This is a genomic window from Paenibacillus soyae (assembly GCF_024623455.1).
Lineage (GTDB): Bacteria > Bacillota > Bacilli > Paenibacillales > Paenibacillaceae > Pristimantibacillus > Pristimantibacillus soyae.
In genome coordinates, this window is the sequence record NZ_JANIPJ010000014.1 from 186,959 (window position 1) to 213,029 (window position 26,071).

A 26,071-nucleotide genomic window follows, 5' to 3' on the forward strand; every position below is an offset into this window, starting at 1 on the left:
GGGCGTATATGCTTACCCTATTCCGCGAACCAAGATCTCATTACCGCAAAAGACGGCATTTTCTCGAAGTCGGCTTCCATTCCGTTCAGCCGGCTTCTCCGAAGCCTCCAGCTACACTTTCTGCAGCTCCTCCAGCTCCTTGTTCTTCTCCTTGAACCGGTCGTTATGGGAGGAGACGTAAGCGTACGGCGTCGCCTCGGGGTCCATGTAAACCTTGGCGCTGTTCAGCGCCAGCACGGCATCCGTGAATGTGCCGGCGATAAGGCCTACTTTGCTCTCGAAGCCGACGAAATCTCCCGCTCCGAATACGCCCGGAATATTGGTCTCCATCTTCGGGCCGACGTTCGCCTTCCATTCGCCCATGTCGATGCCCCAATTCCGGATCGGACCGAAGTCCGAGCGCATGCCGTGGTTGACGATAACTGCGTCCACCTCCACCGTGCTTTCCTCTCCCGTCTCTACGTGCTGGAGCAGCACTTGGGAAATGCTTTTCCCATCCGCGCTTTGCAAGGCTTTGATTGCATATGGCGTCCGCACGTCCGCGGTTTGCTTCATCATCGACACGTTGCGCTCCAACCCGCCGAAGCTGTCGCGGCGATGCACAACCGTCACGCTGGCCGCCACGTGCGCCAGCTCGTTAGCCCAATCCACGGCGGAATCGCCTCCGCCGGAGATCAGCACTCTTTGGCCGCGGAAGCGCTCCAGCTCCTGCACCGTATAATACAGGTTGCTTACCTCATAACGATCGGCTCCTTCAATCTCCAGCTTCGCAAGCTTCCGAATGCCGTACCCGCATGTCATGATAACCGTCTTCGTATGATGCCTGTTTCCGCTCGCCGCCGTCAGCAGGAACGTGCCGTCCTCCTGCTTATCCAATCCGACAATCTGCTCGTTCATCACGACCGTCGGGTCGAAGGTCATGCCCTGCTGTATAATTTGCTCAAGCAGCTTCTCGGCCCGAGTCGGCACGACGCCGCCTACGTCCCATACGATCTTCTCCGGATAGAGCAGCATCCTGCCCCCCAATTGATCCTGCGCCTCGATCAGCTTCGTCTTGAGCTCGCGCATGCCGCTGTAGAAAGCCGTATATAATCCCGCCGGTCCCCCGCCGATTATCGTCACATCATATAGCTCCAGCTTATTCGCCGCTGTCTCCATCCCTGTTTCCTCCCCGTCACTCTACGCTTGCTCGTGATAACGATTCTCAATAACTTCAACTATACATGAGTTGAGACCAATTCTCAATTACTTTGCAAAAAAAGAATGCCCGCCGCACCTCGCGCCGGACACTCCTCTATCTCTTATTCCAATGCTTGGAGCACCGCATCTACTCCGTAGGAATTGCCAATCGGACCGTAACCCAGCGCCAGCTGGCCGTTAATGCCGTAAACTTGGTTGTTCTGCACGGCCTTCAGCGTGCCCCATACCTCGCTCTTCTCCCACTCGTCCGTCATAGCCGGGAGCGATCGATCCTCGTAGTTGAAGTAACCCAGGATCAGATGATCCGGATTAATCGCGACAAGACCCTCGAGCGACAGCTCGGCTCCTTCTCCTTGCGCGTCGCCTTCCGGCGGCGTCAATCCCATGCCTTCGTAGTACGGCTTCAAGTAATTGGATCCTTGCAGCCAGACGGCATTGTCCCTGACCTGCAGGAACGCGACGCTGCCTTCCAATCCGGACAGCTTTTCTTTGGCTTCTTGAAGCTTGGCGTTGTAGTCCGCCACGTACTTCTCCGCGACTTCTTCCTGCCCGAGAATGCTGCCGAATTCCGTCACGAGCCCCTGCCAGTTGCTCCACACGTCCGTTACCGCTTCGTCGATAACGACGGTTGTCGCGATTTTCTCCAGCTGCTCGGCAATATCACCGTTCACGCTGCTTCCGGCAATAATCAGATCCGGACCGTAAGCGAGCAGCCCTTCCATGTTGACCGTCGTATTCTCGCCCACGATCTTAATCTCTTTGACTTTGTCGACATAAGGCTTGTAAGTCTCCGATTTCAGAGCGGACTGCGCTTCGGTGAAAGGAAGGGCGATGCCTACCGACTCCACATCGAAGAGCAGCAGTGAATCGCCGTAGCCCCAATGCACAACCGCAACCTTCTTCGGTTCCTCGGCGATGGTCACGTCGCCATTGGCCGCTTTGATCGTGCGCGGGAACTTCGGAGCTACCTCCTCTTGCTGTCCTTCACCCGATCCTGTCGTTTCGCTCGCTTCAGGCGATGCAGACGGCTGCGTGTTCGATTCGGCGTTATTCCCGCATGCGGATAATAGGATCACCAAGATGATGGCGCTAATAAATCCGATGAATGAATGCTTTCTCATGGCTAGTATCCTCACTTTTCCCTACATTTATTCGATAACGATTCTCATTACCATTTAAAAAGATATCACCGGACGGCGCCGGTGAGAATAGAGAGTTTCCCGAAGTTAAGATGGACAATTTCTTCTGGCGGCGAATCCCAGCTTGCTCGGGGGCACGCCTTTATATTTTTTGAACAGCCTGCTGAAATAGTAAGGATCCGCGTATCCGACGCTCCTCGCCACCGCCGATACCGAGAATTGGCCCGTCGTCAGCCATTCCTGCGCGCGGTTCATCCGGTAGGCGATCAAATAATCGATTGGCGCGGTTCCGGTATATTTTTGGAATAAATAAGAGAAATACTTCGGCTTCAGCTGGTACCTCTCGGAGAGTCCCGCGAGCGTCAACCCCTCCATGTAATGCGCTTGGATATACGCGATCGCGTCTTCCACGACGGGATAGCTCTCCCCGATCTGCTCGCGTCTGTCCGATTGGATGACGAACGTGACGATCCGATAGAACAGCGCCTTCTTCTCCAGCTGTCCCATATAATCCGGCTCGGACGCCGCCTTCACGATCTGCTCCAGCAAGCGGATCAGCTCGGGCTCCAGCGTGACGGTCAAATAAGCAACGGCATGCTTATCCATGTCGTCCTGATCCAGCAAATAGTGAACGAGGCAATATTCGAAGCCGCTGTCGCCCACCAGGATCTCGAGCTGTCTCCCCGCCCCGCCAAGCAGAACGGTTCCCGGAGATACCCGGTACCGCTCCGTTCCGTCGAAGATGAACTCGGCTTCGCCTCTCAGCCCGATGATCATGCCGCATTTGGTCGTGGGCTTGTCCACGTGTCCGGTGTAGATATGATTCGATTCTAGTACCGTCTGGAAGACACCGTACACCGTAACCGGAATGCTCGCGAATTGTTTGGCCAATTGCTCGTATCGGTAATTCAACGCCTGATCCCCTCCGTTCGAACAACCTTTCTTACGCTTTGGAACGAGCCATCAAATATAGGAAATACGGGGCGCCGATCACCGCCACGACAATGCCGGTCGGCACTTCGGAAGGCAGAATGACGCGTCCGACCGTATCCGCCACAAGTACAAGCAGCGCGCCGGCAAGCGCCGTGACCGGAAGAAGGAAGCGGTGCCTCGGACCGACCAAGCGTCTGGCGAGATGCGGACCGATCAGTCCGACGAAGCCAATCCCGCCGCTCACCGCGACGCTGGCTCCGGCAAGCGCCACGCTTGCCGCTATCAGCTTAAGCTGCTCGCTTTTAACGGGAGCGCCAAGTCCCGTTGCCGTCGTCTCTCCCAGATTCAGCACGTCTAGTGTTCTGGCTTTGCTTATGACATAAGGAATCAGAATCACGATCCATGGCAGCAGCGCCAGGACGAATTTCCAAGTCGTCCCCCAAATGCTTCCCGCCAGCCACGTTGCGATGCGTTGGAAGTCCGCGGGATTCAGCCGGATCGTCAGGACGATCATCGCCGCGTTGATGCCGGCGGTGACGGCGATGCCCGTAAGCAGCAGACTCGTCGTCGAGATGCCGTCCCGCTTCTTATAGGCAAGCCCGTAGATCAAGGCGGCCGTTGCGGCAGCTCCCAGCAGAGCCAGAAGAGGCAGCAAGAATACGGGTGCAGCAGATGTCAATGGAAAATACGCAATGTATAAAGCGACGACGAGACCCGCTCCCGAGTTAATCCCGAGTATTCCCGGATCCGCCAGCGCGTTGCGGGTAATACCTTGCAATATGCATCCGGATATGGCGAGTCCCGCGCCAATCAGCACGGATATGACGATGCGCGGCAGCCGGAATTTGAAGAGAATCAGCTCCTGATGGGCAGTCCCAAAACCAAACAGCGTGCCGAGCACGTCCTGAGGAGCGAGCTTGATCTGGCCGGTGTTCATGCTGATGAAGAATACGATCAATATGAGCGCGAACAAAATGGCTGCAACGATATAAGCTCTTCGTCTCGATTGCGCTTCCGATGATCTCATGGCGATCGGTTTCATCTACAGCTCCCTCCTTTCTTTGCGGGCAAGATAGAGGAAGAACGGAACGCCGATCAGGGCAATCAGCGCGCCGACGGGAGTTTCGGACTGCGGATTGATCATTCTCGCCGCCAAATCCGCGAACACGACGAGCAGCCCGCCAAGCACGGCGGAGCAGGGAACGATCCAGCGATAGTCTACGCCTACCAGCCTGCGCGACACGTGCGGGATAATGAGTCCGACGAAGCCGACCATTCCGACGACCGACACGGATGCGCCCGCCAATATAAGCACAATAACCGTTCCCGCAAGCTTGACCAGCTGCGTCCGCTGCCCGAGACCTTTGGAGATTTCATCGCCCAGGCTGAGCAGCGTAATGGAACGGGACAGCGCCATTGCACCCAGCAACGCGCCGACGATCCACGGGAGCATAATCTGCAGCTGCTCCCACTTCGTCCTGGCGAGTCCGCCCGCAAACCAGAAGGCTAAATCTTGTCCAATTTGATACTGCAGCGCGATTCCTTCGCTGAGCGCGCTGAGCAGCGCGCTCAGCGCGGCGCCGGCCAGCGTTAGCCGCACGGGAGTCACCCCGCCTTTGCCAAGCGAGCCGACGCCATACACGATTGCAGCAGCGAATGCCGCTCCGACGAAGCAGAACAAGATCATGTATGTATAGGACAACCCCGGCCAAAAAGCCATGCATGCCGCCAGAGCGAAAGCCGCCCCGGAATTCAGACCGAGAAGCGCGGAATCGGCCAGCGGGTTGCGCGTCATCCCCTGCATGATCGCGCCGGCGACCGCGAAGCTCGCACCCACGATTACGCCCGCGAGCACCCTCGGCAGCCGCAGCTCCCGGATGACTTGATGGTCCGGGATGTCCGGATTAAACCGGAATACAGCTTCCCAGACAACGCGGAAAGAAATTTCCGCCGCTCCGAAGGAGATGGAGATGACCAGACCTATCGCCAGCGCGGCGAGCCCGAGTAAAATGACGAACGACGCGGTCAGCGGCCTGCTTGTTTTTTTGACGGCTGCCTGCGCGACTATTCGATTTTCGTTTCCTTCCTGTGCACCCATTGCATTCACCTTTGCTGTTAGAAATGATGATATAAATTCTCATTATCATAAACCAGACTCCAGACGAGCGCCATACTTTTTCTGTCCCGCGGAGCTTCTTCTATTGTAACCATATTATTGTAACAAAAAAGGCTCTGCTCCACCCGGGAGCAAAGCCTATCCTTATTATGATCATCCTACCGAAGAGTTCAGTCTGCCAAGCTCATCCTCGACCAATGATGTAAGCTCATCCTCATATCCGCCGGTTATGCGATATTTGCGAATGTAATCCTTCACAAACTTGCGCGGGTCCTTGGGCTGGAAAATTCTCGTTAGTTCCTTCAGACTTTCCTTGACTTCATTCTGGCTATGTTTCGCCATGAAATCTCCTCCCTTATACGATGGATGGATGTCCTAAACAGCATTATCCGAGAACGTATGCGGCTCTTACACCGCAAGAACCCCCTTCGGTGCAGGCAACTCCATGGCCAATGAGTCACAATGTTTTCATTTTTCTTACTATTATAACAGTTTGCCAAGGATTATGAAAGTGAACAAATATTAGTCCTTTATGAAGGTATGTTCGGAATCCTTCGCCTCTTCCGCTCCATTCGAACCGGCAGGCGGGGCATCGGGTCTAGATGAGACGAACGCCGTTTTGTCCTTGCGCAGCATGCGCAAGTAAGCGATGACGCCTATGACGCCGACAACGATGCCGAACGCCAGTAGCAGCACAGTCGCCCATCCTTGATCCATATCCCCACCTCCATTCTTTTACATGCTTAAGAATATTATCGGTCATGCCGCCGCTTCTCAATATGTGCACCATGCACAAAAATTCTTCCATATATTTGCTATAATTATATCGAACTCGACAACTACTAGCAACTCGTGGTACAGGGGAGTTGACGGACTCCGCGGAATGTGCCACGAGCGGAATTCAAACGAGAGAACGGGCATTTTAAGCGTGCCTTGTATGCTTATTACGTCAAAAGTGCCCGTGCGGTTACCATTAAGGTGTCTCGAATGCTTATTGCACCACAAGTGCACGGTCGGGCCCCAATAAGCGTGCCTCGCACGTCTATTGCACCGCAAAGGCTCAGTCGGGCATCATTAAGCATGCCTCGCACGTCTATTACGCCACAAGTGCCTGTTCGGGCACCAATAAGCGTGCCTGGCACGTCTATTGCACCGCAAAGACCCAGTCGGGCATCATTAAGCGTGCCTCGCACGTCTATTGCGCAGCAAGTGCCCGGTCAGGCACCAATACGCGTGCCTCGCATTCTTATTGCACCGCAAACGCCCGGTCGGGCACCAATAAGCGTGCCTCGCACCCTTATTGCGCCAGCTAAATAATCCGGTAGCTGCCGCTGCCCCAGGCCAGCAGCTTGCCGTCCTCATCCTTGACTCTCGCCTCCAGAGTAAGCGTGCGCCCCGTGCGATGCAGCAGCTCCGACTCGCAGAGCAGCAAGCCGCCTCTGCTGCTTGCCAGGAAGTGCGTATTCATCGTAGCCGTGACCGCCTTCCCGTCCGTCTCCGCCAGCATTACGATCAGTCCCATCGCGTTGTCCATCAGCGACATGAGCACGCCGCCGTGCACGATGCCGAGCAAATTCAAGTGCGACGGAATAATATCGAGGCAGATCGTCGCGTTGCGGCCGTCGGCCTGCACGACCTCGCAGCCGAGCAGGCCCCAGAACGTCTGCTGCGCGCGTTCCGCCAAACGGTCGAGCAGCTCGGAGCTATCCGGCTGCTGCCGAGGCCCTTGTTCATCCATTTCGATCATCCCTTCTCATCGCCGGGCGGCTTCGAAGCCTACTCCTGCTCTAGCTCCTCCTCCGCCAGCTTCCGCCGAAGCACTTTGCCGACCATCGTCTTTGGAAGCGTTTCCCTAAAGGAGTATTGATGGGGCACTTTGTACGCCGCAAGACGGTCTCTGCACCAGCGATCCAATTGACTGCGGGATACCTGCCACCCGTCCTTCAGCACGATATAAGCTTTGACGGTCTCGCCCCTGTAGGCGTCCTTCACGCCAAGAACCGCCGCTTCTCGAACGGCCGGATGCTCGAACAGCACCTCCTCCACTTCCCGAGGATAGACGTTGAAGCCGCTGGCGATAATGACGTCCTTGATGCGATCCATAATCGTAAAATAACCGTCCTCGTCCATCGTCGCCAAGTCGCCCGTCCGAAGCCATCCGTTCGCGAGCGTCTTCGCCGTTTCCTCAGGACGGTTCCAATAGCCCTTCATCACCTGAGGTCCGCGGATGATCAGCTCGCCGAGCTGCCCCGGCGGCAGCGGCTTGCCCGTCGCGGGATCGGCGACTACGGCGTCCGTGTCCGGGAACGGGATGCCGATCGTGCCGATTTTGCGCAGTCCCCAGATCGGATTGGCATGCGTCACCGGGGAAGCTTCCGTCAAGCCGAAGCCTTCGATCAGCCGGCCGCCGCTAAGCGACTCGAACTGCTCTTGGACCTCGAGAGGCAATGCGGCCGAGCCGCTGATGCACACGTTGACGGAGGACAGATCGGACTTCTTGACGTTCGCATGGTTGATAAGAGCGACATACATCGTCGGAGCGCCGGGGAATATCGTCGGCTTCCTGTCGGTAATCGTCTTCAGCACCGCTTCCGTCTCGAAGCGAGGCAGAAGAATGAGCGATCCTGCCCGCATGACCGACATATTCATGAGTACCGTCAATCCGAACACGTGAAACAACGGAAGCGCCGCAAGAAAACGCTCCTTGCCGTCCTCGGCCTTGTAGCACCACGCCGACGTCTGCATCGTATTGGAGACCAGGTTGCGATGCGTCAGCATGACGCCCTTCGGCGTTCCCGTCGTTCCGCCGGTATACTGCAGAGCGGCCAGCTCCTCGCCCTTCGGCAGCGCATCGGGATCGACCTCGATGGCGCCGCCCCGGAGCAGCTTCCGGTAAGCCAGCACGCCGTGCTTGCCGTATGGAATATCGCTCCGGAAGCCTTCCTTACGCTGCTTGATCGGGTACAGCATGCTCTTCGGGAAGGGCAGCCCGTCTTTGATCGAGGTAATCACGACATGCTTCAGAGCCGGGATCGGGCCTGACTCCGGCGACTCGCCGCGGGCGCGCGCGACACGGGCGTACAGCATGTCGAGCGTAATGATCGCGGCCGCGCCGCTGTCATTCAGCTGGTGCTGGAGCTCCCTCTCCACGTACAGCGGGTTGGTCTGCACGACGATCGCGCCCGCGAACAATACGCCGTAATAGGCGATAACGGCTTGCGGACAGTTCGGGAGCATGATCGCGACCCGATCGCCCCGCGCGATGCCGAGGGACGACAGGCCTCCCGCCAGCTTGCGGGCCGACGCGTAGAGCTCCTGGTAGGTCAAGGTTTTCCCCATAAAATAGAGCGCGTTATGGTGAGGATACCGCTCCGCCGCATCGCACAGAAATCGTGCGATGCTGCAGTCCGGGTATGTCAGGTTCGGCGGCACTTCCACGGGATAATGGCGAAGCCATGGCCGAAGGATCGGCTCGTCTGCGGGATCGTTCGGCTCTGCATCAGTCTCCGGATCGGGCTCGGATACCAAGGCGGGCTCCTGTGCCCCCCCGCCTTCTGCCTCATGCGCGGCATCCTGCTCTTCGGCTCGCGATTGTTCGGGTACAAGCGGGTCTTCCGGTCTAAGCGGTTCCATGGATGCTCTCCCCCTCTACACGACATAGTGCTCACTTCGAATCACCCGGGCCGCGATCTCCCGTTTCAGCGCGATCGTATCCGCGAGCGGCGCCCGCATAAGCTTCTTCAGGACGGACAGCTGCATCTGCAAGCCGTCCCCGCGCTCCAAGGCAGACAGCGCAGTCTTGGCAAGACTTTCGACCTTCTCCATCGCTTCCTGGACGAACACCTCCGTCATGGCCGCGGCAAGCCCGGCCTGCTCCCCGTTCTTGCCCCCTATCCCTTGCAGGATCTTCTGCGAGCGCAGCAGGACGCTCTCCATCGCGAAGGTCTGAATCATCAGGTCGGCTAATACGCATAGCACCTCCTGCTCCTCTTCAAGCCGCAGGCCAAGCTTCTGAACCGCAAGGCCGCCTATGGCAAGGAACGTTTTTTTCGCTTGGGCTACCCGGTAAGCTTCCTTGCTAAGCGGCTCCGCGAAATCCGGGAGCGGCATCGGTCCGATCAGCTCCGCTTGAAGGCTCTGCGCCTTCTGCAGCAGCGGCAGATCGCCCTTCATCGCCTTCTTCAGCAGCGTGCCCGGAATGAGCATGCGGTTGATTTCGTTCGTCCCTTCGAAAATGCGGTTAATCCGCGAATCCCGGTAAATCCGCTCGACCTTATATTCGCGGATGTAGCCATACCCTCCGTGTATTTGCACCCCCTCATCGACGACGGCATCCAGCGCTTCCGAAGCAAATACCTTCACCATCGAGCATTCGATCGCGTATTCGGCTATCGCTCTGGCCGCGCGCATGCCGGCCTCCTCGGCGGTCGACTCGGCCTCCTCCGCCCCGGAGTCGCGAAGCGTCTCGTCAATGAAGCCGGCCGTCCGGTAGATCATGCTCTCCAGCGCGAACGTCCGGATATTCATGTCGGCCAGCTTCGCGGCAATTAACGGATAGCTCGAGATCGGCTTGCCGAACTGCTTGCGCGTATTGGCGTAGGCGGAAGCCAGCTCGATCGTTTCCTTCGACGAGCCCAGGCATGCGGCGCCCAGCTTGAACCGTCCGATATTGAGAATGTTGAACGCGATATGATGCCCCTTCCCTACCTCGCCAAGCACGTTCTCTACCGGCACGGGGACATCCTCGAAGAACAGCGGGCAGGTCGAAGAGCCCTTAATGCCCATCTTATGCTCCTCCGGTCCGACGCTGAACCCCGGCATCGAGCGTTCGACAATAAAAGCGGTGAACTTCTCGCCGTCGACCTTGGCGTATACGATGAAGACGTCGGCGAAGCCCGCGTTCGTAATGTACAGCTTGGAGCCGTTCAGCACGTAATGCTTGCCGTCCTCCGACAGCTTGGCGGTTGTTCTCGCTCCGAGCGCATCGGACCCGGACGCGGGCTCCGTTAAGCAGTAAGCGGCGATTTTCGTGCCCATCGCGAGGTCCGGCAAATATTTGCGCTTCTGCTCCGGCGTTCCGAAGAACACGATCGGCAGCGTTCCGATGCCCGTATGCGCCCCTACCGACAGGGCGAAGGAGGAAGCTCTCGCCATCGTCTCCGCCAGCAGGGTCGTGCTCACTTTATCCAGCCCGATCCCTCCGTAGGCTTCCGGCACGTCGGCGCCCAGCAGGCCAAGCTCGCCCGCCTTGCGCAGCAGCTCGACCGTCAATTCGTAATTCAGCGCCTCGATCGCCGCGTCGTTCGGCTCGATTTCCGCTTCCAGGAACTGCTCCGCCGCAAGCGACATCATGCGCTGCTCATCCGTGAAATCCTCGGGCGTCACGACAGATTCCGGCTTGCTGTCCTCTACGATAAACCGTCCGCCGAATCGTTTCGTATCCGTCATCCCTCTAGTCCTCCCTTTGGTTAACTAACGAATTCGCAAGTTTCTTCCGGTCGCGCCGGCCCTCGTTACGGCGCGTAAACCTCCAGAACGCCGGCCGCGCCCATGCCGCCGCCGATGCACATCGTGACGACGCCGATGCCGCCGCCCCTTCTCCTTAGCTCGTGGATCAGGGACACGGACAGCTTCGTCCCCGTGCAGCCGAGCGGATGGCCCAGCGCGATCGCGCCCCCGTTGACGTTCACGCGCTCCGGGTCGAGTCCGAGCTCGCGGATGATCGGCACGCATTGCGCCGCGAACGCTTCGTTCAGCTCGAAGAGATCCACGTCCTCCAGCGACAAGCCCGCCTTGCGGAGAACCTTCGGCACGGCCTCGATCGGTCCGATGCCCATCACCTCCGGAGCTACGCCCGCGACGCCAAAGCCCCGGAAGGCCGCCAGCGGACGCAGGCCGAGCTCGGACGCCCGCTTCCTGCTCATCACGATCACGGCTGCCGCGCCGTCGCTCATTTGGGAGGAGTTGCCGGCCGTGACCGTCCCTTCCCTCGCGAAGGAAGGCTTCAGCGGAGCCAGCGTCTGCACCGTCGTCTCCGGCCTCACGCCTTCGTCGATCGCCAACGTGAACGTCTTCTCCCAAGGCCTGCCGTTGTCGTCCGTCCCCGTTCTCCTCGCGGTGACCGGAACGATCTCTTCCTGGAACAGTCCCGCCGCGATGGCGGTAGCCGCCTTCTGATGGCTGGCCGCAGCGAAGGCGTCCTGATCCTCCCGCGTGACCCCGAATCTGCGCGCGACCTCCTCCGCCGTATGCCCCATTCCCATATACACCTCGGGCATCGCGTCCACGATGCCGGGATGAGGCGACAGCCGGAAGCCGGTCATCGGCACGTGGCTCATGCTCTCCACGCCGCCGGCGATGACGGCGTCGGCTTCGCCAAGCCGTATACGCTCCGCGGCATAGGCGATGGATTGCAAGCCCGACGCGCAGAACCGGTTGATCGTCACCGCCGGCGTCGTGACCGGCAGCCCGGCATACAAGCTAATGACGCGCGCCATATTGAGACCCTGCTCGCCTTCGGGCATCGCGCAGCCGATAATGACGTCCTCGATCGCCTCCGGAGACAGCTCCGGCACGCGCTCGAGCGCTCCCCGGATCGCCGCCCTGCCGAGATCCTCCGCCCTTGTCTCCGCGAAGCTGCCTTTATTCGCCTTGCCTACCGCCGTCCGCGCCGCGGAGACGATGACGGCGTCAAGCTCGTGCTCGGTAAATTTGCTCATCGTAATCCCCCTTCGATTAGTTGCGCAGCGGCTTGCCCGTAGACAGCATGTGGCTCATCCGCTCCTGCGTCTTGCGCTCGCCGCACAGGCTGAGGAACGCTTCGCATTCCAGGTCGAGCAGGTATTGCTCGCTCACCTCGGCTCCCGGCTTCACGTCGCCGCCGGCCAGCACGTGCGCGAGCTTCGAGCCGATCAAGGCGTCGTGCTCGCTGATTAGGCCCGAGAACCGCATCGACTGAACCGCCAGCTTAAGCACGGCCTTCCCTTCTCTGCCTGCGACGGCAATCCGCTCCTCCGCCGGCGGCGCATAGCCCGCCCGGTCCAGCTCGAGCACGGCCCGCTTCGCCTCCGCAATGCGAGCGTCCTGCCGCGTCACGACGCGATCCTGCGGACGCAGCAGCCCCAGCTTCGCCGCTTCGTGGCCGCTTGTCGACGCTTTGGCCATGGCGATCGTCTCGAACAGCGCGTTCAGCGGCGACTGCAGATCCGAGCCCCCCGCCGCTTTCGCCCGGCTTGCGGCAAGCGCCGCCGCTTCCTTGCAGCCGCCCCCTGCGGGAATAAGACCGACTCCCGTCTCGACGAGGCCGAAATACGTCTCGGGCGACAGGATGATCTGATCGGCCGGCAAGCAGGCCTCCACGCCCCCGCCGAGCGTCATCCGATGCGGCGCGGCCACGACGGGACGATCCAATCTTTTGAGCCGAAGCATGCTGTCCTGGAAGAAACGAATAATCTCCTCGACTTCCTCCCACTCCCCGTTCTGCGCTTCCATGAGCAGCAGCATGAGATTGGCGCCCACGCAGAAGTTGCGCCCCTCGTTGGCGAGCACGAGCCCTCTCCAGTTGCGGGACACCTCTTGCACCGATTGGCGGATCGCCGTCAGAATCTCCCCGCCGATCGCGTTGTTCTGGGAATGGAACTCCAAGCAGACCACGTCGTCCCCGATATCGATAAGGCTGGCGCCCGAGGTGGAGAGCACGGTTTTGCCCGAAGACTTGAGCGCGGATAACGAAATGACGTCCGATTCGGCCGTCTCCGCTGCATACCCGCCCTTCGTGGCGTAGAAGCGCTTCTGATCGGCCTCCTTGTAGAAGCTGCCATGGCCGTCGGCCAGCCAAGCCTCGACCCACTCCGGTATACGCTCGCCTTCCTTCTTCATCCGGGCGACCGACTTCTCGAGCCCGATGGCGTCCCACAGCTCGAACGGCCCCAGCTCCCAGTTGAAGCCCCAGCGCATCGCGCGGTCGATGTCCGTAATCGAATCGGCGATAATACCCATTTGGGCGGCCGAGTAGAGCAGCGTCTTCTTTATCGTCGACCAAGCGAACTGGGCATGCTTGTGCGAGGGATCGGCCGTCAGCAAAGCCTTGGCTTTGGCGGCCGCGCCTTTGGCCGCTTTGGCCGCGTCGATGACCGACGAGCTTACGCGGCTCTGGTCGCCGTATTCCATCGTGCGGAGGTTCAGCGACTCGATCCGGCTGCGGCCGCCCGCGCCTCGCTGCTTGCGGTAGAAGCCCGCGCCGGACTTCTCGCCGAGCCTGCCTTGCGATACCAAAGCGGAAAGAATTTCGGGCCTTGCGAAAATGGCTTTCTCTTCATCGTCCGCGCTTCGTTCGCGAACGTTGTCAACCACATGGATCAGCGTATCCAGGCCGACCAGGTCGAGCATGCGGAACGTCGCCGTCTTCGGCCGTCCCATCGCGGGTCCCGTCAGCGCGTCGGCTTCCTCGACGGTAAGCCCGTGCTCGAGGGTATCGGACAAGGTGACCAGCATCCCGTACGTGCCGATCCGGTTGGCGATGAAGTTCGGCGTATCCTTCGCCACCACGACGCCTTTGCCGAGACGCTTCTCGCACAGCTCCGTCAGCAGAGCCACCGTCTCCGGATCCGTCTCCTCCGTCGGCACGACCTCCACCAGCTTCATGTATCTGGGCGGATTGAAGAAGTGCGTCGCGGCAAAATGCCGGCGGAACTCCAAGCTTCTGCCCTCCGCCATAGCCGAGACGGAGAGGCCGGACGTATTCGTGCTGATCAGCGTGCCCGGCCGTCTCGCCGATTCGATCGCCGCGAGCACCTCGCGCTTCACGTCGAGGCGCTCGACGACCGCCTCCACGATCCAATCCGCGTCGCCTATTAATGAAAGATGATCGCTCAGATTGCCCGGCGTAATCCGCTTCACCCACGCCGGATCGTACAGCTGCGCGGGCTGGGCCTTCGGCATCTTCGCCACGGCCGCGGCGGCCAACCGATTGCGCACGGCGGCGTCGGCGAGCGTCAGCCCCTTCTTCTCTTCCTCCGCGGTCAGCTGCGTCGGCGCCACGTCAAGCAGCACGACCCTCATGCCCGCATTGGCCAAGTGGGCGGCGATGCCGGCGCCCATCACGCCCGAGCCTATAACCGCTGCGCTGCGAATTGAACTGGATTTCATCGTATAGGTCACCTCGCTTCATTAATTGTCGCTTATTCGCCGAACACGCTCTCCGCCAGCAGCTCCGCGACGTCGCGGGCCGTAACGCGCCCATCGTCATCCTGCAGCGCTTTGAGCCCGTCTTCCATCATCGTCAGACAATAAGGGCAGGCGGAGCTTATAATCGAAGGCTTTACTTCAAGCGCCTGCGCCGTCCGGGCGTAATTGACCCTCGTTCCGGCATGCTCCTCCATCCACATCATCCCGCCGCCCGCGCCGCAGCACATGCCGTTCCGGCCGGAACGCTCCATCTCCTCGACCTGGACGCCCGGTATGGCGCGGAGCAAAGACCGGGGCGCCTCGTATGTATCGTTGTAGCGGCCGAGGTAACAAGAATCATGCACCGTGACGCGCTCCTCGAGCGCGAATCTCGGCGTAAGCCGGCCGTCCTGCAGAAGCCGGGCGAGCAGCTCGCTGTGATGCTCCACGCGCACATGCGGATCGAGCCCGAAGTCGGGGTATTCGTTCTTGAACGTATGGAAGGTATGCGGGCAGGCGGTGACGATTTGCCGAACGCCGTACTTCTCCAGCGTTGCGATATTCTCGCGGCACAGCTCTTGGAACAGCAGCTCGTTGCCGATCCGGCGGGCCGTATCGCCCGAGCTCCGCTCTTCGTTGCCCAGCGTCGCGAAGTCCACGCCTGCCTTGGTCAGCAGCCTTACCAGATCGAACAGAACGCGCCGGCTGCGGGAATCGTAAGCCCCCATGGAGCCGGCCCACAGCAGAATCTCGGGCATTTGGCCCCGGGCCCTGCGCCGCTCCTCCATGGTCTGAACCCGAATGCCGGTCTTCTGCTCGCAGGCGTCGATCCAGGCAACCCGCTCGCCTCGCGGAAGCCCCCACGGGTTGCTTTGCCGTTCGATGTTCTGGAGAGCGCGCTGACCGTCGGCAGGCAGTTTGCCTTCCATAAGCACCAGATGCCGGCGCATGTCGATAATTTTGTCCACGTGCTCGTTGCCGACAGGGCACTGCTCTTCGCAGTTGCGGCAGGTCGTGCACGCCCACAGCTCATCCTCCGTCATGACGTCTCCTACAAGCTCGAGCTCCACCGCTTTCGCGCCTTCGCGCTTGCTCCAAGCCGCTCCCTGAACGGCCATCGTCGGCGAAATATTCGTCCGGTACGACGGCTCCTCGCCTTCCTGCTCAGCGTCCCATGCGGGAATTACCGCGCCCATGACATGGGCGTCTTTGACGCCGTAATCCTTGCCCGCCCACAAGCTGGCCGGGAGCCAAGGGGACCGGGAAGTAAGAGCGGCGCCCTTCTCCGTCAAGTGGTCCCGGAGCTTCACGATCATGTGCATGGGCGACAGCAGCTTGCCGGTGCTGGCTGCCGGACAGACGTTCGTGCACCTTCCGCATTCCACGCAGGCGTACAGGTCGAGGAGCTGTTTTTGGCTGAAATGCTCAATCTTGCCCGCTCCGAACGATTCCGCCTCCTCGTTCTCCAGATCAAGCGGCGTCAGGCGCCCGGTCGGCTCATTGCGGCGGAACCATAGGTTGACCGGCGCCGTGAGGAGATGAAAGTGCTTGGATTGCGGCACGTACACCAAGAAGCCCAGCAGCACAAGCAGATGCAGCCACCAGAACAGCTCGAATCCGGCATAGGCCAGCCAGCCTCCCTCCCGGACGCCCGCTAGGAGCAGCAATCGGGACAACGGCTCGCTGATTGGCGCGTAAGCCGCGGAGACCGCCTCCGATTCCCCGACGGCAAGCCGCTCGAACGCCAGCGCTAGAAGGACCGTCAGCATCAGGGAGCCGATGAACCACATGACAAGCGACGGCTTCCATCCCCGCTTCAGTCTCGACAGCCGCTCGACATAACGCCGGTACGTCCCGTACAGCACCGCCGCCAGCACGAGCGTAACCGTTACTTCCTGCGACAAGGAGAAGGCCGGGTAGAACGGGATCGGAAGCGCCTCGCCGCCGTTCAAGCCTTTCCAGATCAGGTCGATCGCGCCGAACTGCAGCATAATGAAGCCGTAAAAATAAACCAGATGCATAAAACCGCTGCGCGCGTCGGCGAGCAGCCTGCGATGGCCGAACACCTCCCCGGAGAACCCCCGCCCCCGCTTGGGCTTATGCCTCTCGAATCGAACGGGGACTCCAAGCTTCATATAACCGATCCGCCTCAACACGACCAAAGCGAACAACCAGACGGCGCCGACCGCCGCAGCCGCGAACAGCCCCCACCTGATCCATTCCACGCTGCGGGGATAGTCCGCCAGCATGGCGTTCGCCTGCAGAACCTGCCATATTCCTGCCATCCGAACAGCCCTCCTTCCTCCTCCGTTTTGCCCCGCCTAGGCGGCCGGGGGCTTCTGCCCGATGGGATAGGACAAGCTTTTGAAGCGCTTTCAAAAATATCCGCGGTGCTCCATGTATATGACCCATGGACGGTGAACATGCTTCGCGCAAGGCTTCTGAAAGCGGTCTAATCGCTTCGCCCGGGGCATAAGGTAGCACTGATGGACAGTCAAATCCTTCTGCTCGGCTAGCGCCGGGACAGAGCTTCCAGGGAGGCTCCAATGATGAAAATCGTCGTGCTGCTCAAGCAAACCTTCGACACCGAGGAGAAAATAATCGTCACGCCCGAAGGCGTCGACGAACGGGAAGCCAAATTTGTCATCAATCCTTATGACGAATACGCGCTCGAGGAAGCGATCCGCCTCAAGGAGAAGTCCGGCGGCGAGGTCATTGCCGTCACCTGCGGCTCGGAACGCGCGCAGGAGGCGCTCCGCACCGCGCTTGCGGTAGGCGCGGACGAAGCGGTTCGTCTGGACGCCGGCGAGCTTCCGGACGACAGCTACGTGATCGCCCTCGCTCTCACCGAGGTGATCCGGCCGCTGGCGCCGGACTTGCTGCTCGCCGGTCTGTTCGCCGTCGATACCGGCGCCGGCAGCGTCGCGCTGCAAGTTGCGGAGCGGCTCGGACTGCCCCATGCTTCCGCGGCAGTGAAGCTTGGCGTCGGCTCCGCTTCGGAGCTCGGCATCGAGCATCCGGCCGCGGCCCAGCGCTACGCGCTCGTCGAGCGGGACGCGGAGGGCGACACGGAGACGGTCGCGATTCCGCTGCCCGCGCTCATTACCGCCCAGCAAGGCTTGAACGAGCCCCGCTATCCGTCCTTGCCCGGCATCATGAAAGCGAAGAAGAAACCGCTGCGGACGATTATGCTGGGCGAGCTCAGCCTCGGCGCCGGCGTCGCGGGAGAAGCTCGTACCAGCCAAGCCGGCCTCTACCCTCCCCCTCCCCGCGCCGCGGGCAAGCGGATTGCCGGCACGCCGGGCGAGCAGGCGGCCGAGCTCGTGAAGCTCCTCCGCTCCGAGGCGAAGGTGCTGCCGTAATCGGAAGGGCGTAAGCCGGCGATGAGCTTGGCACCGCTGTGTTTCAAAGAAGACGCTAATCTGATGCGCCGATTCCCCGGCGCCCCCGACTAACGAAAGGAGCTGCAAAAGCATGCCAAGAACGATACTTGTATACGCCGAGCGCCGCGACGGCCAGCTGCGGCGCGTCGCCTTCGAGGCGCTGGGCGCGGCCAGGCGCCTCGCGGGGGAGGACGGCGCCGTGCATGCCGTCCTCGCCGGCTCCGGCATCGTGGCGGATGACGCCGCCGCCTTGCAAGCCCGAGGGGCGGACGTCGTGCATATCGCCGACGACCCGTCACTCGGGAGCTACGCGCCCGAGGCGTACTTCGCCGCGCTGCGGGCGGCCATGGATGCGGTAAGGCCGGACGCGCTGCTGCTCGGCCATACCGCGGCGGGGCGCGAGCTCGCGCCCCGCGTGGCCGCGGCCTATGGCGCCGGCCACGTCGCGGACGTGATCGCCATCGAGCCGGACGGCGGCGATGGCGCCTTGTTCGTCCGCCCGCTCTACGCCGGCAAGGCGTTCGAGCGGCGCAGCCTCGCTGCGGGGCACCCGTGGGTCATCACGGTGCGCCCGAACAATTTGCCGCCGGCGGAGCCGGGGGACGCCGGCGGGCGGAGCGGCAGCGGCAGCGTGCAGGCGCTGGTTTACGCGCCGCCGCCGCTCTTGACCGCGGTGCGCGGGGTGCTGCGCCGCGCCGGCGGGCAGCTTGATCTCGCCGAGGCCGACGTCGTCGTGTCCGGCGGCAGAGGCGTGCGCAGCGCGGCGGGCTTCGAGCCGCTGCAGGCGCTGGCCGCGGCGCTCGGCGGCGCGGTGGGCGCTTCGCGCGCCGCTTGCGACGCCGGCTACTGCGACTACGCCCTGCAGATCGGGCAGACCGGCAAGGTCGTAACGCCGCAGCTCTACATCGCCTGCGGCATCAGCGGCGCCATCCAGCATCTCGCCGGCATGAGCCAGTCGCGCACGATCGTTGCCATCAACAAGGACCCCGATGCCCCCATCTTCGGCATCGCCGACTACGGCATCGTCGGCGACCTATTCGAGGTCGTTCCACTGCTCACCGACGAGATTTTGCGATCACGAGACAACTAAACGAATATTGGAACAAACAAAGCCCCGGTTACTCGGGGCTTTTTGCTACAATCGCCACATATCGCATTCGAATGCGAGCATGCAAGGCGCCGAGAGCGCCTTGCAGCGCCTGTCCCCTTCGAATTCGATCCTGCAAGGCGCTGAGAGCGACTTGCAGCGCCTGTCCCATTCGGATTCGATCCTGCAAGGCGCTGAGAGCGCCTTGCAGCGCATGTCCCATTCGAATTCGATCCTGCAAGGCGCTGAGAGCGACTTGCAGCGCGAGTCCCATTCGAATTCGATCCTGCAAGGCGCTGAGGGCGCCTTGCGGCGCCTGTAACATTCGAATTCGATCCTGCAAGGCGCTGAGGGCGCCTTGCGGCGCCTGTCCCATTCGATTTCGATCCTGCAAGGCGCTGAGAACGCCTTACACCGCGAGTCATGGACGCTCTCAAGCATAAGAAGGCGCTGCTGCCCTTAAAAGTTCCGCCCAAACGCAAACAACCCCCTCGAATGCCGTGGACGGCTACCAAGGGGGTTTCTACTCGCTGCTATATTTTAAGCAAAATCAGGAATCGCGATTTCCCGGATGCAGTCCGGGGCTTCGTACCAGTCGTCGTGGACGGCGTTCGTAACGGGATAGGAGCGCATCAGATAGCCCTCCGGCGCCTCCAGATGCTTGCGCAGCTTGCCGAAATCCGACAGCTGCGGGTTGAGCCAATCCTCCACGCCCTCTTCGTCGAGCACCACGGGAACGCGCGGCTGCCAGACCGACATCGTGCCCGAAGAAGCGGCGGTCAGCATCGTAACGGCCCGCACTTCCTTGCCGTTCACATGGCGCCAGCAATCATAGATGCCCGCCACGGCAAGCAGCGGCTGGGAAGGCACGACCGTGTGCATCGCTCTCGGCTCGCGCTCCTTGCCGAACTGCTTCTGGCCGTAGAAGCCGCTGCACGGAATGATGCAGCGCTGACGCTGGAGCATTCTTTGCAGGAACGGCTTCTCTCCAAGCGTAGCATAATCCGTGTTAAGCGAGTCCTTCGCCCAGAACGGGAATAAACCCCAGCGCGACTCCTGCAGCACGCGCGTCTGATGCCGATCGTTCATAATGATGGACACCGTCTGCGTCGGCGCTACGTTGAATCGGTTCGAGTGACCGTGAACCACCTTTTGAATGCCGAATCTGTCCATTAAATCGCCTATTTCCGCCGTCAACGAAAACCGTTCTATCATCGCGAATCGCTCCTTCTGCCCTAGACTGGGTTGTTTCATCCAGTTTTTGTAGCAGAGAGGAAAATTATGCATGATGCAAAAAAGCCTTCCCGCCCCCAGTTAGAGGACGCCGGAAGGCGTTTTCAGCCCTTAACCCAACCCAGCCCCGTCAAGTCGTAAAGCGCTTCCTGAACTTCAAGGGCGGCATGCCCGTATGGGCGGCGAACAGTCTCGAGAAATGCGGCGTCTGCCGGAATCCTGTTTCCTCCGCCACTCTCGCGATGTTCCAATCCGTCTTGATGAGCAGCAGCTTGGCCTGATCGAGGCGGTAGTACAGCAAATATTGCTGCGGCGTGCAGCCGAACACCTCGGTCATGCAGCGCGTGATGTAGTTGGTATGCAGCTCCATCGCTTCGCTGAGCATCGTATTGCTGATCGGCGACCGATAATTCAGCTTCAAGTAGGCGGCGGCGCGCTCCGCAATGGATACCGCGGCTTTGGCCGCGTCGGAACGCCAGCCCTCGTCGAGCATTTGCAGCAAATGGAGGAAGCGCTGCTGTCGGTCCCAGAACGCACCGTGCGTGGAGCTTTTGGCCGCTTCGTGCAGCTGCGAGAAGATGAGCTTCGCTTCATCCGGATAGGACAGCCTCATCTTCTTAGGCAGACGGATCGCGTAGGTATAATAATCGCCGCGAATATTCCCCGGCTGATTGTCCCGCGTCTCTTCCCATGCGCCCACCGTCTGGAAATGCACCCAATCGAACACCGTCTCCTCCGAGCAGGGACGGAACGAATAATGCCAGCGATCCGGGCGCAGGATGAGAACGTCCCCCGGCGACAGCGTCCATTTATTTTGCTCCTCCGCCACATACAAAGTGCCTTCGTTCACGAACAGCAGGTCGAACACCCCGAGATTCGTGCGGTTAGGATGCTCCTCGCCCGCTTGGTAGGTCAGGCGATTCGATTCGATAAAAAAAGGAAGCGGCGGCGAACGGAAGGTTAGCAATAATTCGTCTGACAAGCTGATCTCTCCTTAGATGCGCGGTGTCCGCGGACATCTCTCTTGAATACTGCCATGTTACTTGAAGAGACGAGCTTTTGTCCATACTTTCCCTGCCCAAATTTATTCGTCAATTTCCATGAAAAATCCTATATCGAGGCCTTTCGGAGACGAGCGACCTGAAAGTTTGCGAAGCAAACTCGCTTCGTAAGCACGAGGTAGGATTTATCGCCAAATAGAATCTCGGCTTTCGAAGTGGTAAAAAAAGCTTCGTCTCCCGCCCTGTGGGCAGAAACGAAGCTTCGTAAATCCGCTATAGGTCAAACGTGCGAATACCCTGGAACAAAGTAGCCAAATACAGCTTGTCGCCGCGGTGATCGACGTCGGTCACCGGAAACCCAACCTGAACCGACAGCAGGATGAGCCTATCGGCGATATAAGCCAGCTTGTAGAGGCCTTGGTCCGTGCAGGCGTAAGTGTCCCCATTTTGGGAAGCGACGGAGAAAATGTATTTACCCCCGAATTGGATTCTTTCGAACTGCCCCTTCTTGTCGCCGACTAGCAGCTCTCCCTGATCGGTCGCCCCAATCAAATGGCCCCGGTATACGGCAAGACTCGTCACGCTCCGGTGAAGCTCGAAGTGCGCCCATTCGTCCATGAATCTATCGTATAGCGATATGCCGCTGTCATGACCCACGATAACGTATTGCGGCAAATTGAGAAAATCGTATACCCGCTTGCCTTCGCAGCAAAGCTGCCCCCACTTCGATCCGGTGCGGATCCAAATGCCGTCGTCCGTCGCCGCGTAGCAGGCTCCTCCTATTCTCTTGTACTGATGGCATGGCAACGCCAATCCGTCCTTCTCCCAATGCTCGCCCATCCATTCGTACAAGCCGGTGCTCGTACAGGCATGAAGCCGATCATGATGCAGCTGAAGCCGGTAAATGCTTGCGGTGTCCGGCAACCCCGTGCCGAGCTTATCCCAGTTCTGCGCGCCGTCGATCTCGTAGACGCCATGCCCTACGGTTGCGGCGAATACGCCGTACGGGCTCGTTTTGACGGACGAGAACGGGAACAACATCCAGTTCCAGGGCTGTTTGGTTTCGGTATGCATCGTTCTATCTCCTATCCGCGCGAGAGCTGTCTGCTCTCTATATGATATGGGTATCGTCATGGCTGCTCGTTCCATTAGTTGATAATCATTATCACTTACGATGTTATGATAACGATTCTCAACAACGATGTCAACCTCGCCTTGTCGATGCGCGTCTTTGCAGGCATGTCGCGCACCTCCGCGCTTGTGTTGAGGCTGTACGGCATATGGGCCGTTCTTCCGAGCTTCTTCCTCCCGGCAACGGGCTGATGACGATCCCTTATCCACGATTGTTAAGCCTCTATTGCAGTCCTTATCGCTAAATGGCCCGTTAATCGGGACAAAGGCCCCTTGCCCGTCCATTCGGCGTCCTCCCGTGCATGAGCCGCTTTGAGCAGCCCAATTTTCAAAAAATGGGAGTTTGCCCATCCTGCCGCGCCTATGAACCCAATCAAATCTATGTACCCGCCCGTAAGATAAAGGAAATCACCTAGGAGGTGCTCCAACTGAATTTCTCGCTCAATCGTAAACGCCGCAAAAGCGGATCGAAATCAAAAATCGTCCATATCAAAGCATTCAGAGGCGGCAAACCCTCTTCTAAGCGCAGGAAGTCTCTCGCAGCCACCGGCGTCAAAAGAAAGAAACTTAAAGTAAGGGAGCCACGGCTCGTCACGTCCGAAATGGATTTGGACCTGGATCTTACACGCTTCCGAGAGGAGCTAATGGGTCCTCCGGGACCGACCGGCGCGGACGGACCTCCCGGAGAAGCCGGACCTATGGGTCCGCAGGGGGAACGCGGTAAAAGAGGCGAAGACGGAAAACGAGGAAAACGAGGACATACCGGAGCGACCGGTCCGGAAGGTCCTGCCGGACCGCAAGGGCCTCCCGGACCCCAGGGACCTGCCGGACCGGCCGGCGGTCCCCCGGGACCCGCAGGCCCTGCCGGTCCGCAAGGACCGATAGGTCCTCAGGGCGTACCTGGCGCTCCGGGCGTAATGGGACCGCAAGGGCCGCAAGGGATTCAAGGATTGCCCGGTCCGGCAGGACCGGAAGGGCCGCAAGGGCCGATCGGACCGCAAGGACCGCAAGGCGAGCAAGGCGTCGCGGGTCCTCAAGGGCCGGCAGGCGCACAAGGTCTAATCGGCGCGACAGGCGCTACGGGCGCAACCGGCGCGACAGGAGCCACAGGAGCCACAGGCGTCGCCGGACCGCAAGGCCTCCCCGGCGTGCAAGGTCCGCAAGGTAATGCCGGCGCTACGGGTGCCACGGGCGCTACCGGAGCGACGGGCGCTCCGGGTCCTATCGGGCCGCAAGGACCGCAGGGCGAAGCGGGGGCACAAGGACCTGCCGGGCCTGCCGGACCTCAAGGTCTGCAAGGACCGGTAGGTCCGCAAGGGCCTGCCGGCCTCGACGGCGCGACGGGAGCGGACGGCGCGATGGGACCTACAGGGCCGACCGGACCTGCCGGACCAACCGGCGCGGACGGCGCAATCGGACCTGTCGGGCCTGCCGGACCTGCGGGGCCTCAAGGGCTGCAAGGACCAATAGGTCCGCAAGGGCCTGCCGGCGCGGACGGCGCGACTGGACCAACTGGACCTGCCGGACCTGTTGGGCCGGCTGGCGCGGACGGCGCAACGGGACCTGTCGGAGCGACCGGAGCAACAGGCCCTACAGGCGAAGCCGGTCCTCCGGGAAGCTCTGTTCTATTACCGTTCTCATCAGGCTTGCCGGTTGAACTGACGACCATTCTTGGCGGCCTTGCCGGCACGGCCGGGCTTGTCGGATTCGGCTTCAGCGGTCCTACTCTCGATGTTCTGGGAGCGAACATCGATTTAACCGGCGCTGCCGGCACTCTGCTGAATTTCGCGTTCACCATTCCACGCGCCGGAACGATTGAATCGATGGCCGCTTACTTCAGCACCACGGTAGCGCTGAACCTGATCGGCTCGGCGATTACGATTCGCGCTCAGCTGTATCGTTCCGCTGTACCGAACAATATTTTCGAGCCGATTCCAGGGGCTGAGATTCTGCTGTCGCCTGGTCTTACCGGCGTACTCGATCTCGGTACGATCAGCACCGGCGCGCTATCCGGTCTGAACATTCCCGTTGCGGCGGGTACCCGTCTGCTCATGGTATTCTCGGCTACGGCAAGCGGCGTATCCCTCGTGAACGCGGTTGCCGGTTATGCCAGCGCGGGCGTTACGATCGTGTAAGCTTACCGTGATTTCCAGAAGGCCTGACGCCGCCCGCGCGTCGGGCTTTTCTTATTGCCGGCCTTCTCTACGCAAGAGCACATTTTATCGTTCAAAAGCTGGAAATACATTGGTTACTTACCAAACGCACATACGTTTTTAGTCCAGGAACCGTACTATAATCCAAACCTAGAGGAGGTGCTTGAATCTGGATTCCTTGTCTCGGAAAAAGAAGAAGATTAAACTCATAACAAAAAAGCTGGCATCGAAGAAAAAAGTCATCGCCGTTGTTTCCAAAAAAGCAAAAAGAATATCCAGCTGTCTTCACAGGAAGAAAAAGAAAAAAAGATGCTGCAAAAGACGCAGACGCGGTTTCTTTAACGTAACCGGTCCCGTTGGATCGGCTAGAGTCAATTTAGGCGAAACATTAAATTTCGAATCCGAAACGATCGATATCGTCGTATCCGAGGGTTCGGCCAACGTTCGGCTTGAAGCACAGCAAGGCCCTCAGGGACCTCAGGGACCTCAGGGTCCTCAAGGACCTGAAGGCCCTCGCGGACCTCGAGGCGAGGACGGCGAACGAGGAAGAAGAGGCAGACGCGGTAGAGACGGCGAACAAGGCCCTCCCGGGCCTCCGGGCATTCCCGGCATCCCTGGCCTGCCCGGACCGCGAGGCGCAACAGGCGCAACCGGCGCGACTGGACCGTATGGGGTCGGACCAACTGGACCGCAGGGTCTCCCAGGATTGCCTGGCCCTACGGGCCCGACCGGACCGACGGGGCCTTATGGCGTCGGACCGACTGGACCGACTGGGCCGCAAGGCCTCCCTGGCGCAACGGGCCCGACTGGACCAACGGGTCCTTATGGCGTCGGACCGACTGGACCTGCCGGACCGCAAGGTCTCCCCGGCGCGACGGGTGCTACTGGCGCAACCGGTGCAACGGGTGCGACTGGCTCTATTGATGTAAGTCCCCTCTTTACAGTTATTGGACCAAACGGATCAGCTTCCGTTGATGTTGGCGATAATCTGATATTCCAATCCAACACTATGGAGATCACGGTAACGGAAGGCTCCGCTATCGTTCAGATAGAAGGACCATCCGGCTTTCCTGGTATAACCGGACCTGCCGGACCGACCGGACCTGCCGGACCTACTGGTCCCGAAGGGCCGATGGGGCCGACCGGACCTTACGGTGAAGGACCTACAGGGCCTGCCGGACCTGCTGGACCTGCTGGACCAACCGGACCTGCTGGACCGACTGGCCCCGAAGGACCGATGGGACCAACTGGGCCTTACGGTGAAGGACCTACAGGGCCTGCTGGACCGACTGGACCTGCCGGGCCGACTGGTGCTGACGGCGCGACTGGACCTGCCGGATCGACTGGTGCTGACGGTGCGACTGGCGCGACTGGACCTGCCGGACCGACTGGCGCGGACGGCGCTACTGGACCTGCTGGACCGACTGGTGCCGACGGCGCGACCGGACCTGCTGGACCGACTGGTGCCGACGGTGCGACTGGACCTGCCGGACCGACTGGTGCCGACGGCGCTACTGGACCTGCCGGACC

At 60.4% G+C, this 26,071-nt stretch carries 21 protein-coding genes and 1 pseudogene; 4 read left to right on the forward strand and 18 right to left on the reverse strand.

What is annotated here, in order from left to right; translation table 11 throughout:
* Nucleotides 1–111: 111 nt before the first annotated feature.
* From NQZ67_RS19340 to NQZ67_RS19400, 13 genes are all read right to left on the reverse strand, one after another.
* Nucleotides 112–1,158: an NAD(P)/FAD-dependent oxidoreductase gene (locus NQZ67_RS19340; protein ID WP_257449113.1), complete on the reverse strand. Its 1,047-nt coding sequence runs from the start codon at nt 1,156–1,158 to the stop codon at nt 112–114.
* A gap of 143 nt (nt 1,159–1,301) precedes the next feature.
* On the reverse strand, nt 1,302–2,321 hold the full coding sequence (locus NQZ67_RS19345) for an ABC transporter substrate-binding protein (protein WP_257449115.1): 1,020 nt from the start codon (nt 2,319–2,321) through the stop codon (nt 1,302–1,304).
* A 105-nt stretch (nt 2,322–2,426) separates the two neighbouring features.
* The gene (locus tag NQZ67_RS19350; protein WP_257449117.1) at nt 2,427–3,251 is read right to left on the reverse strand and encodes an AraC family transcriptional regulator; all 825 of its coding nucleotides are present in this window, start codon (nt 3,249–3,251) and stop codon (nt 2,427–2,429) included.
* A gap of 31 nt (nt 3,252–3,282) precedes the next feature.
* Complete coding sequence (locus NQZ67_RS19355; RefSeq protein ID WP_257449119.1) at nt 3,283–4,314, reverse strand: FecCD family ABC transporter permease; 1,032 nt, start codon at nt 4,312–4,314, stop codon at nt 3,283–3,285.
* The gene (locus tag NQZ67_RS19360; RefSeq protein ID WP_257449121.1) at nt 4,315–5,370 is read right to left on the reverse strand and encodes a FecCD family ABC transporter permease; all 1,056 of its coding nucleotides are present in this window, start codon (nt 5,368–5,370) and stop codon (nt 4,315–4,317) included.
* A gap of 171 nt (nt 5,371–5,541) precedes the next feature.
* Nucleotides 5,542–5,730: a hypothetical protein gene (locus tag NQZ67_RS19365; protein ID WP_068687297.1), complete on the reverse strand. Its 189-nt coding sequence runs from the start codon at nt 5,728–5,730 to the stop codon at nt 5,542–5,544.
* A 180-nt stretch (nt 5,731–5,910) separates the two neighbouring features.
* Nucleotides 5,911–6,105: a hypothetical protein gene (locus NQZ67_RS19370; protein WP_257449126.1), complete on the reverse strand. Its 195-nt coding sequence runs from the start codon at nt 6,103–6,105 to the stop codon at nt 5,911–5,913.
* A gap of 592 nt (nt 6,106–6,697) precedes the next feature.
* The gene (locus NQZ67_RS19375; RefSeq protein ID WP_257449129.1) at nt 6,698–7,126 is read right to left on the reverse strand and encodes a PaaI family thioesterase; all 429 of its coding nucleotides are present in this window, start codon (nt 7,124–7,126) and stop codon (nt 6,698–6,700) included.
* A gap of 38 nt (nt 7,127–7,164) precedes the next feature.
* Nucleotides 7,165–9,021, reverse strand: a complete 1,857-nt coding sequence (locus NQZ67_RS19380) for a long-chain-fatty-acid--CoA ligase (protein WP_257449131.1) — start codon at nt 9,019–9,021, stop codon at nt 7,165–7,167.
* 15 nt (nt 9,022–9,036) lie between these two features.
* Nucleotides 9,037–10,836, reverse strand: coding sequence for an acyl-CoA dehydrogenase FadE (locus NQZ67_RS19385; protein ID WP_257449133.1), 1,800 nt, complete (start codon nt 10,834–10,836; stop codon nt 9,037–9,039).
* Between the two features lie 65 nt (nt 10,837–10,901).
* A complete protein-coding gene (locus NQZ67_RS19390; protein ID WP_257449135.1) occupies nt 10,902–12,107 on the reverse strand; it encodes an acetyl-CoA C-acyltransferase in 1,206 nt (401 codons plus the stop codon).
* Nucleotides 12,108–12,123: 16 nt separating this feature from the next.
* On the reverse strand, nt 12,124–14,535 hold the full coding sequence (locus NQZ67_RS19395) for a 3-hydroxyacyl-CoA dehydrogenase/enoyl-CoA hydratase family protein (RefSeq protein ID WP_257449137.1): 2,412 nt from the start codon (nt 14,533–14,535) through the stop codon (nt 12,124–12,126).
* Nucleotides 14,536–14,567: 32 nt separating this feature from the next.
* Nucleotides 14,568–16,802 (reverse strand): (Fe-S)-binding protein, encoded by a 2,235-nt coding sequence (locus tag NQZ67_RS19400; RefSeq protein ID WP_371825329.1) that lies wholly within the window; start codon nt 16,800–16,802, stop codon nt 14,568–14,570.
* A gap of 300 nt (nt 16,803–17,102) precedes the next feature.
* On the opposite strand from NQZ67_RS19400, the gene NQZ67_RS19405 reads away from it, so the two are divergent.
* Together NQZ67_RS19405 and NQZ67_RS19410 are read left to right on the forward strand one after the other, a co-directional pair.
* On the forward strand, nt 17,103–17,915 hold the full coding sequence (locus NQZ67_RS19405) for an electron transfer flavoprotein subunit beta/FixA family protein (protein WP_257449161.1): 813 nt from the start codon (nt 17,103–17,105) through the stop codon (nt 17,913–17,915).
* 112 nt (nt 17,916–18,027) lie between these two features.
* On the forward strand, nt 18,028–19,026 hold the full coding sequence (locus NQZ67_RS19410) for an electron transfer flavoprotein subunit alpha/FixB family protein (RefSeq protein WP_257449141.1): 999 nt from the start codon (nt 18,028–18,030) through the stop codon (nt 19,024–19,026).
* Between the two features lie 28 nt (nt 19,027–19,054).
* Here the strand turns inward: NQZ67_RS19410 and NQZ67_RS19415 are convergent, their stop codons facing one another.
* The 4 genes from NQZ67_RS19415 to NQZ67_RS19430 all read right to left on the reverse strand — a co-directional run bounded on the left by NQZ67_RS19415 (nt 19,055) and on the right by NQZ67_RS19430 (nt 22,331).
* Nucleotides 19,055–19,417, reverse strand: coding sequence for a hypothetical protein (locus NQZ67_RS19415; RefSeq protein WP_257449143.1), 363 nt, complete (start codon nt 19,415–19,417; stop codon nt 19,055–19,057).
* A gap of 146 nt (nt 19,418–19,563) precedes the next feature.
* Complete coding sequence (locus tag NQZ67_RS19420; protein WP_257449146.1) at nt 19,564–20,238, reverse strand: SOS response-associated peptidase; 675 nt, start codon at nt 20,236–20,238, stop codon at nt 19,564–19,566.
* 148 nt (nt 20,239–20,386) lie between these two features.
* Nucleotides 20,387–21,238: a helix-turn-helix domain-containing protein gene (locus tag NQZ67_RS19425; RefSeq protein WP_257449148.1), complete on the reverse strand. Its 852-nt coding sequence runs from the start codon at nt 21,236–21,238 to the stop codon at nt 20,387–20,389.
* 292 nt (nt 21,239–21,530) lie between these two features.
* Nucleotides 21,531–22,331, reverse strand: a complete 801-nt coding sequence (locus NQZ67_RS19430) for a hypothetical protein (protein ID WP_257449151.1) — start codon at nt 22,329–22,331, stop codon at nt 21,531–21,533.
* A gap of 701 nt (nt 22,332–23,032) precedes the next feature.
* On the opposite strand from NQZ67_RS19430, the gene NQZ67_RS30395 reads away from it, so the two are divergent.
* Nucleotides 23,033–24,523, forward strand: a complete 1,491-nt coding sequence (locus NQZ67_RS30395) for an exosporium glycoprotein BclB-related protein (protein WP_306812955.1) — start codon at nt 23,033–23,035, stop codon at nt 24,521–24,523.
* A 645-nt stretch (nt 24,524–25,168) separates the two neighbouring features.
* On the opposite strand, the pseudogene NQZ67_RS30825 reads toward NQZ67_RS30395, so the two are convergent.
* Nucleotides 25,169–25,462: pseudogene (locus NQZ67_RS30825) on the reverse strand (hypothetical protein); the annotation flags it as partial.
* Nucleotides 25,463–25,487: 25 nt separating this feature from the next.
* On the opposite strand from NQZ67_RS30825, the gene NQZ67_RS19445 reads away from it, so the two are divergent.
* Nucleotides 25,488–26,071 (forward strand): collagen-like domain-containing protein (locus tag NQZ67_RS19445; protein WP_503636300.1); only part of this gene is annotated, 584 nt, incomplete at its 3' end.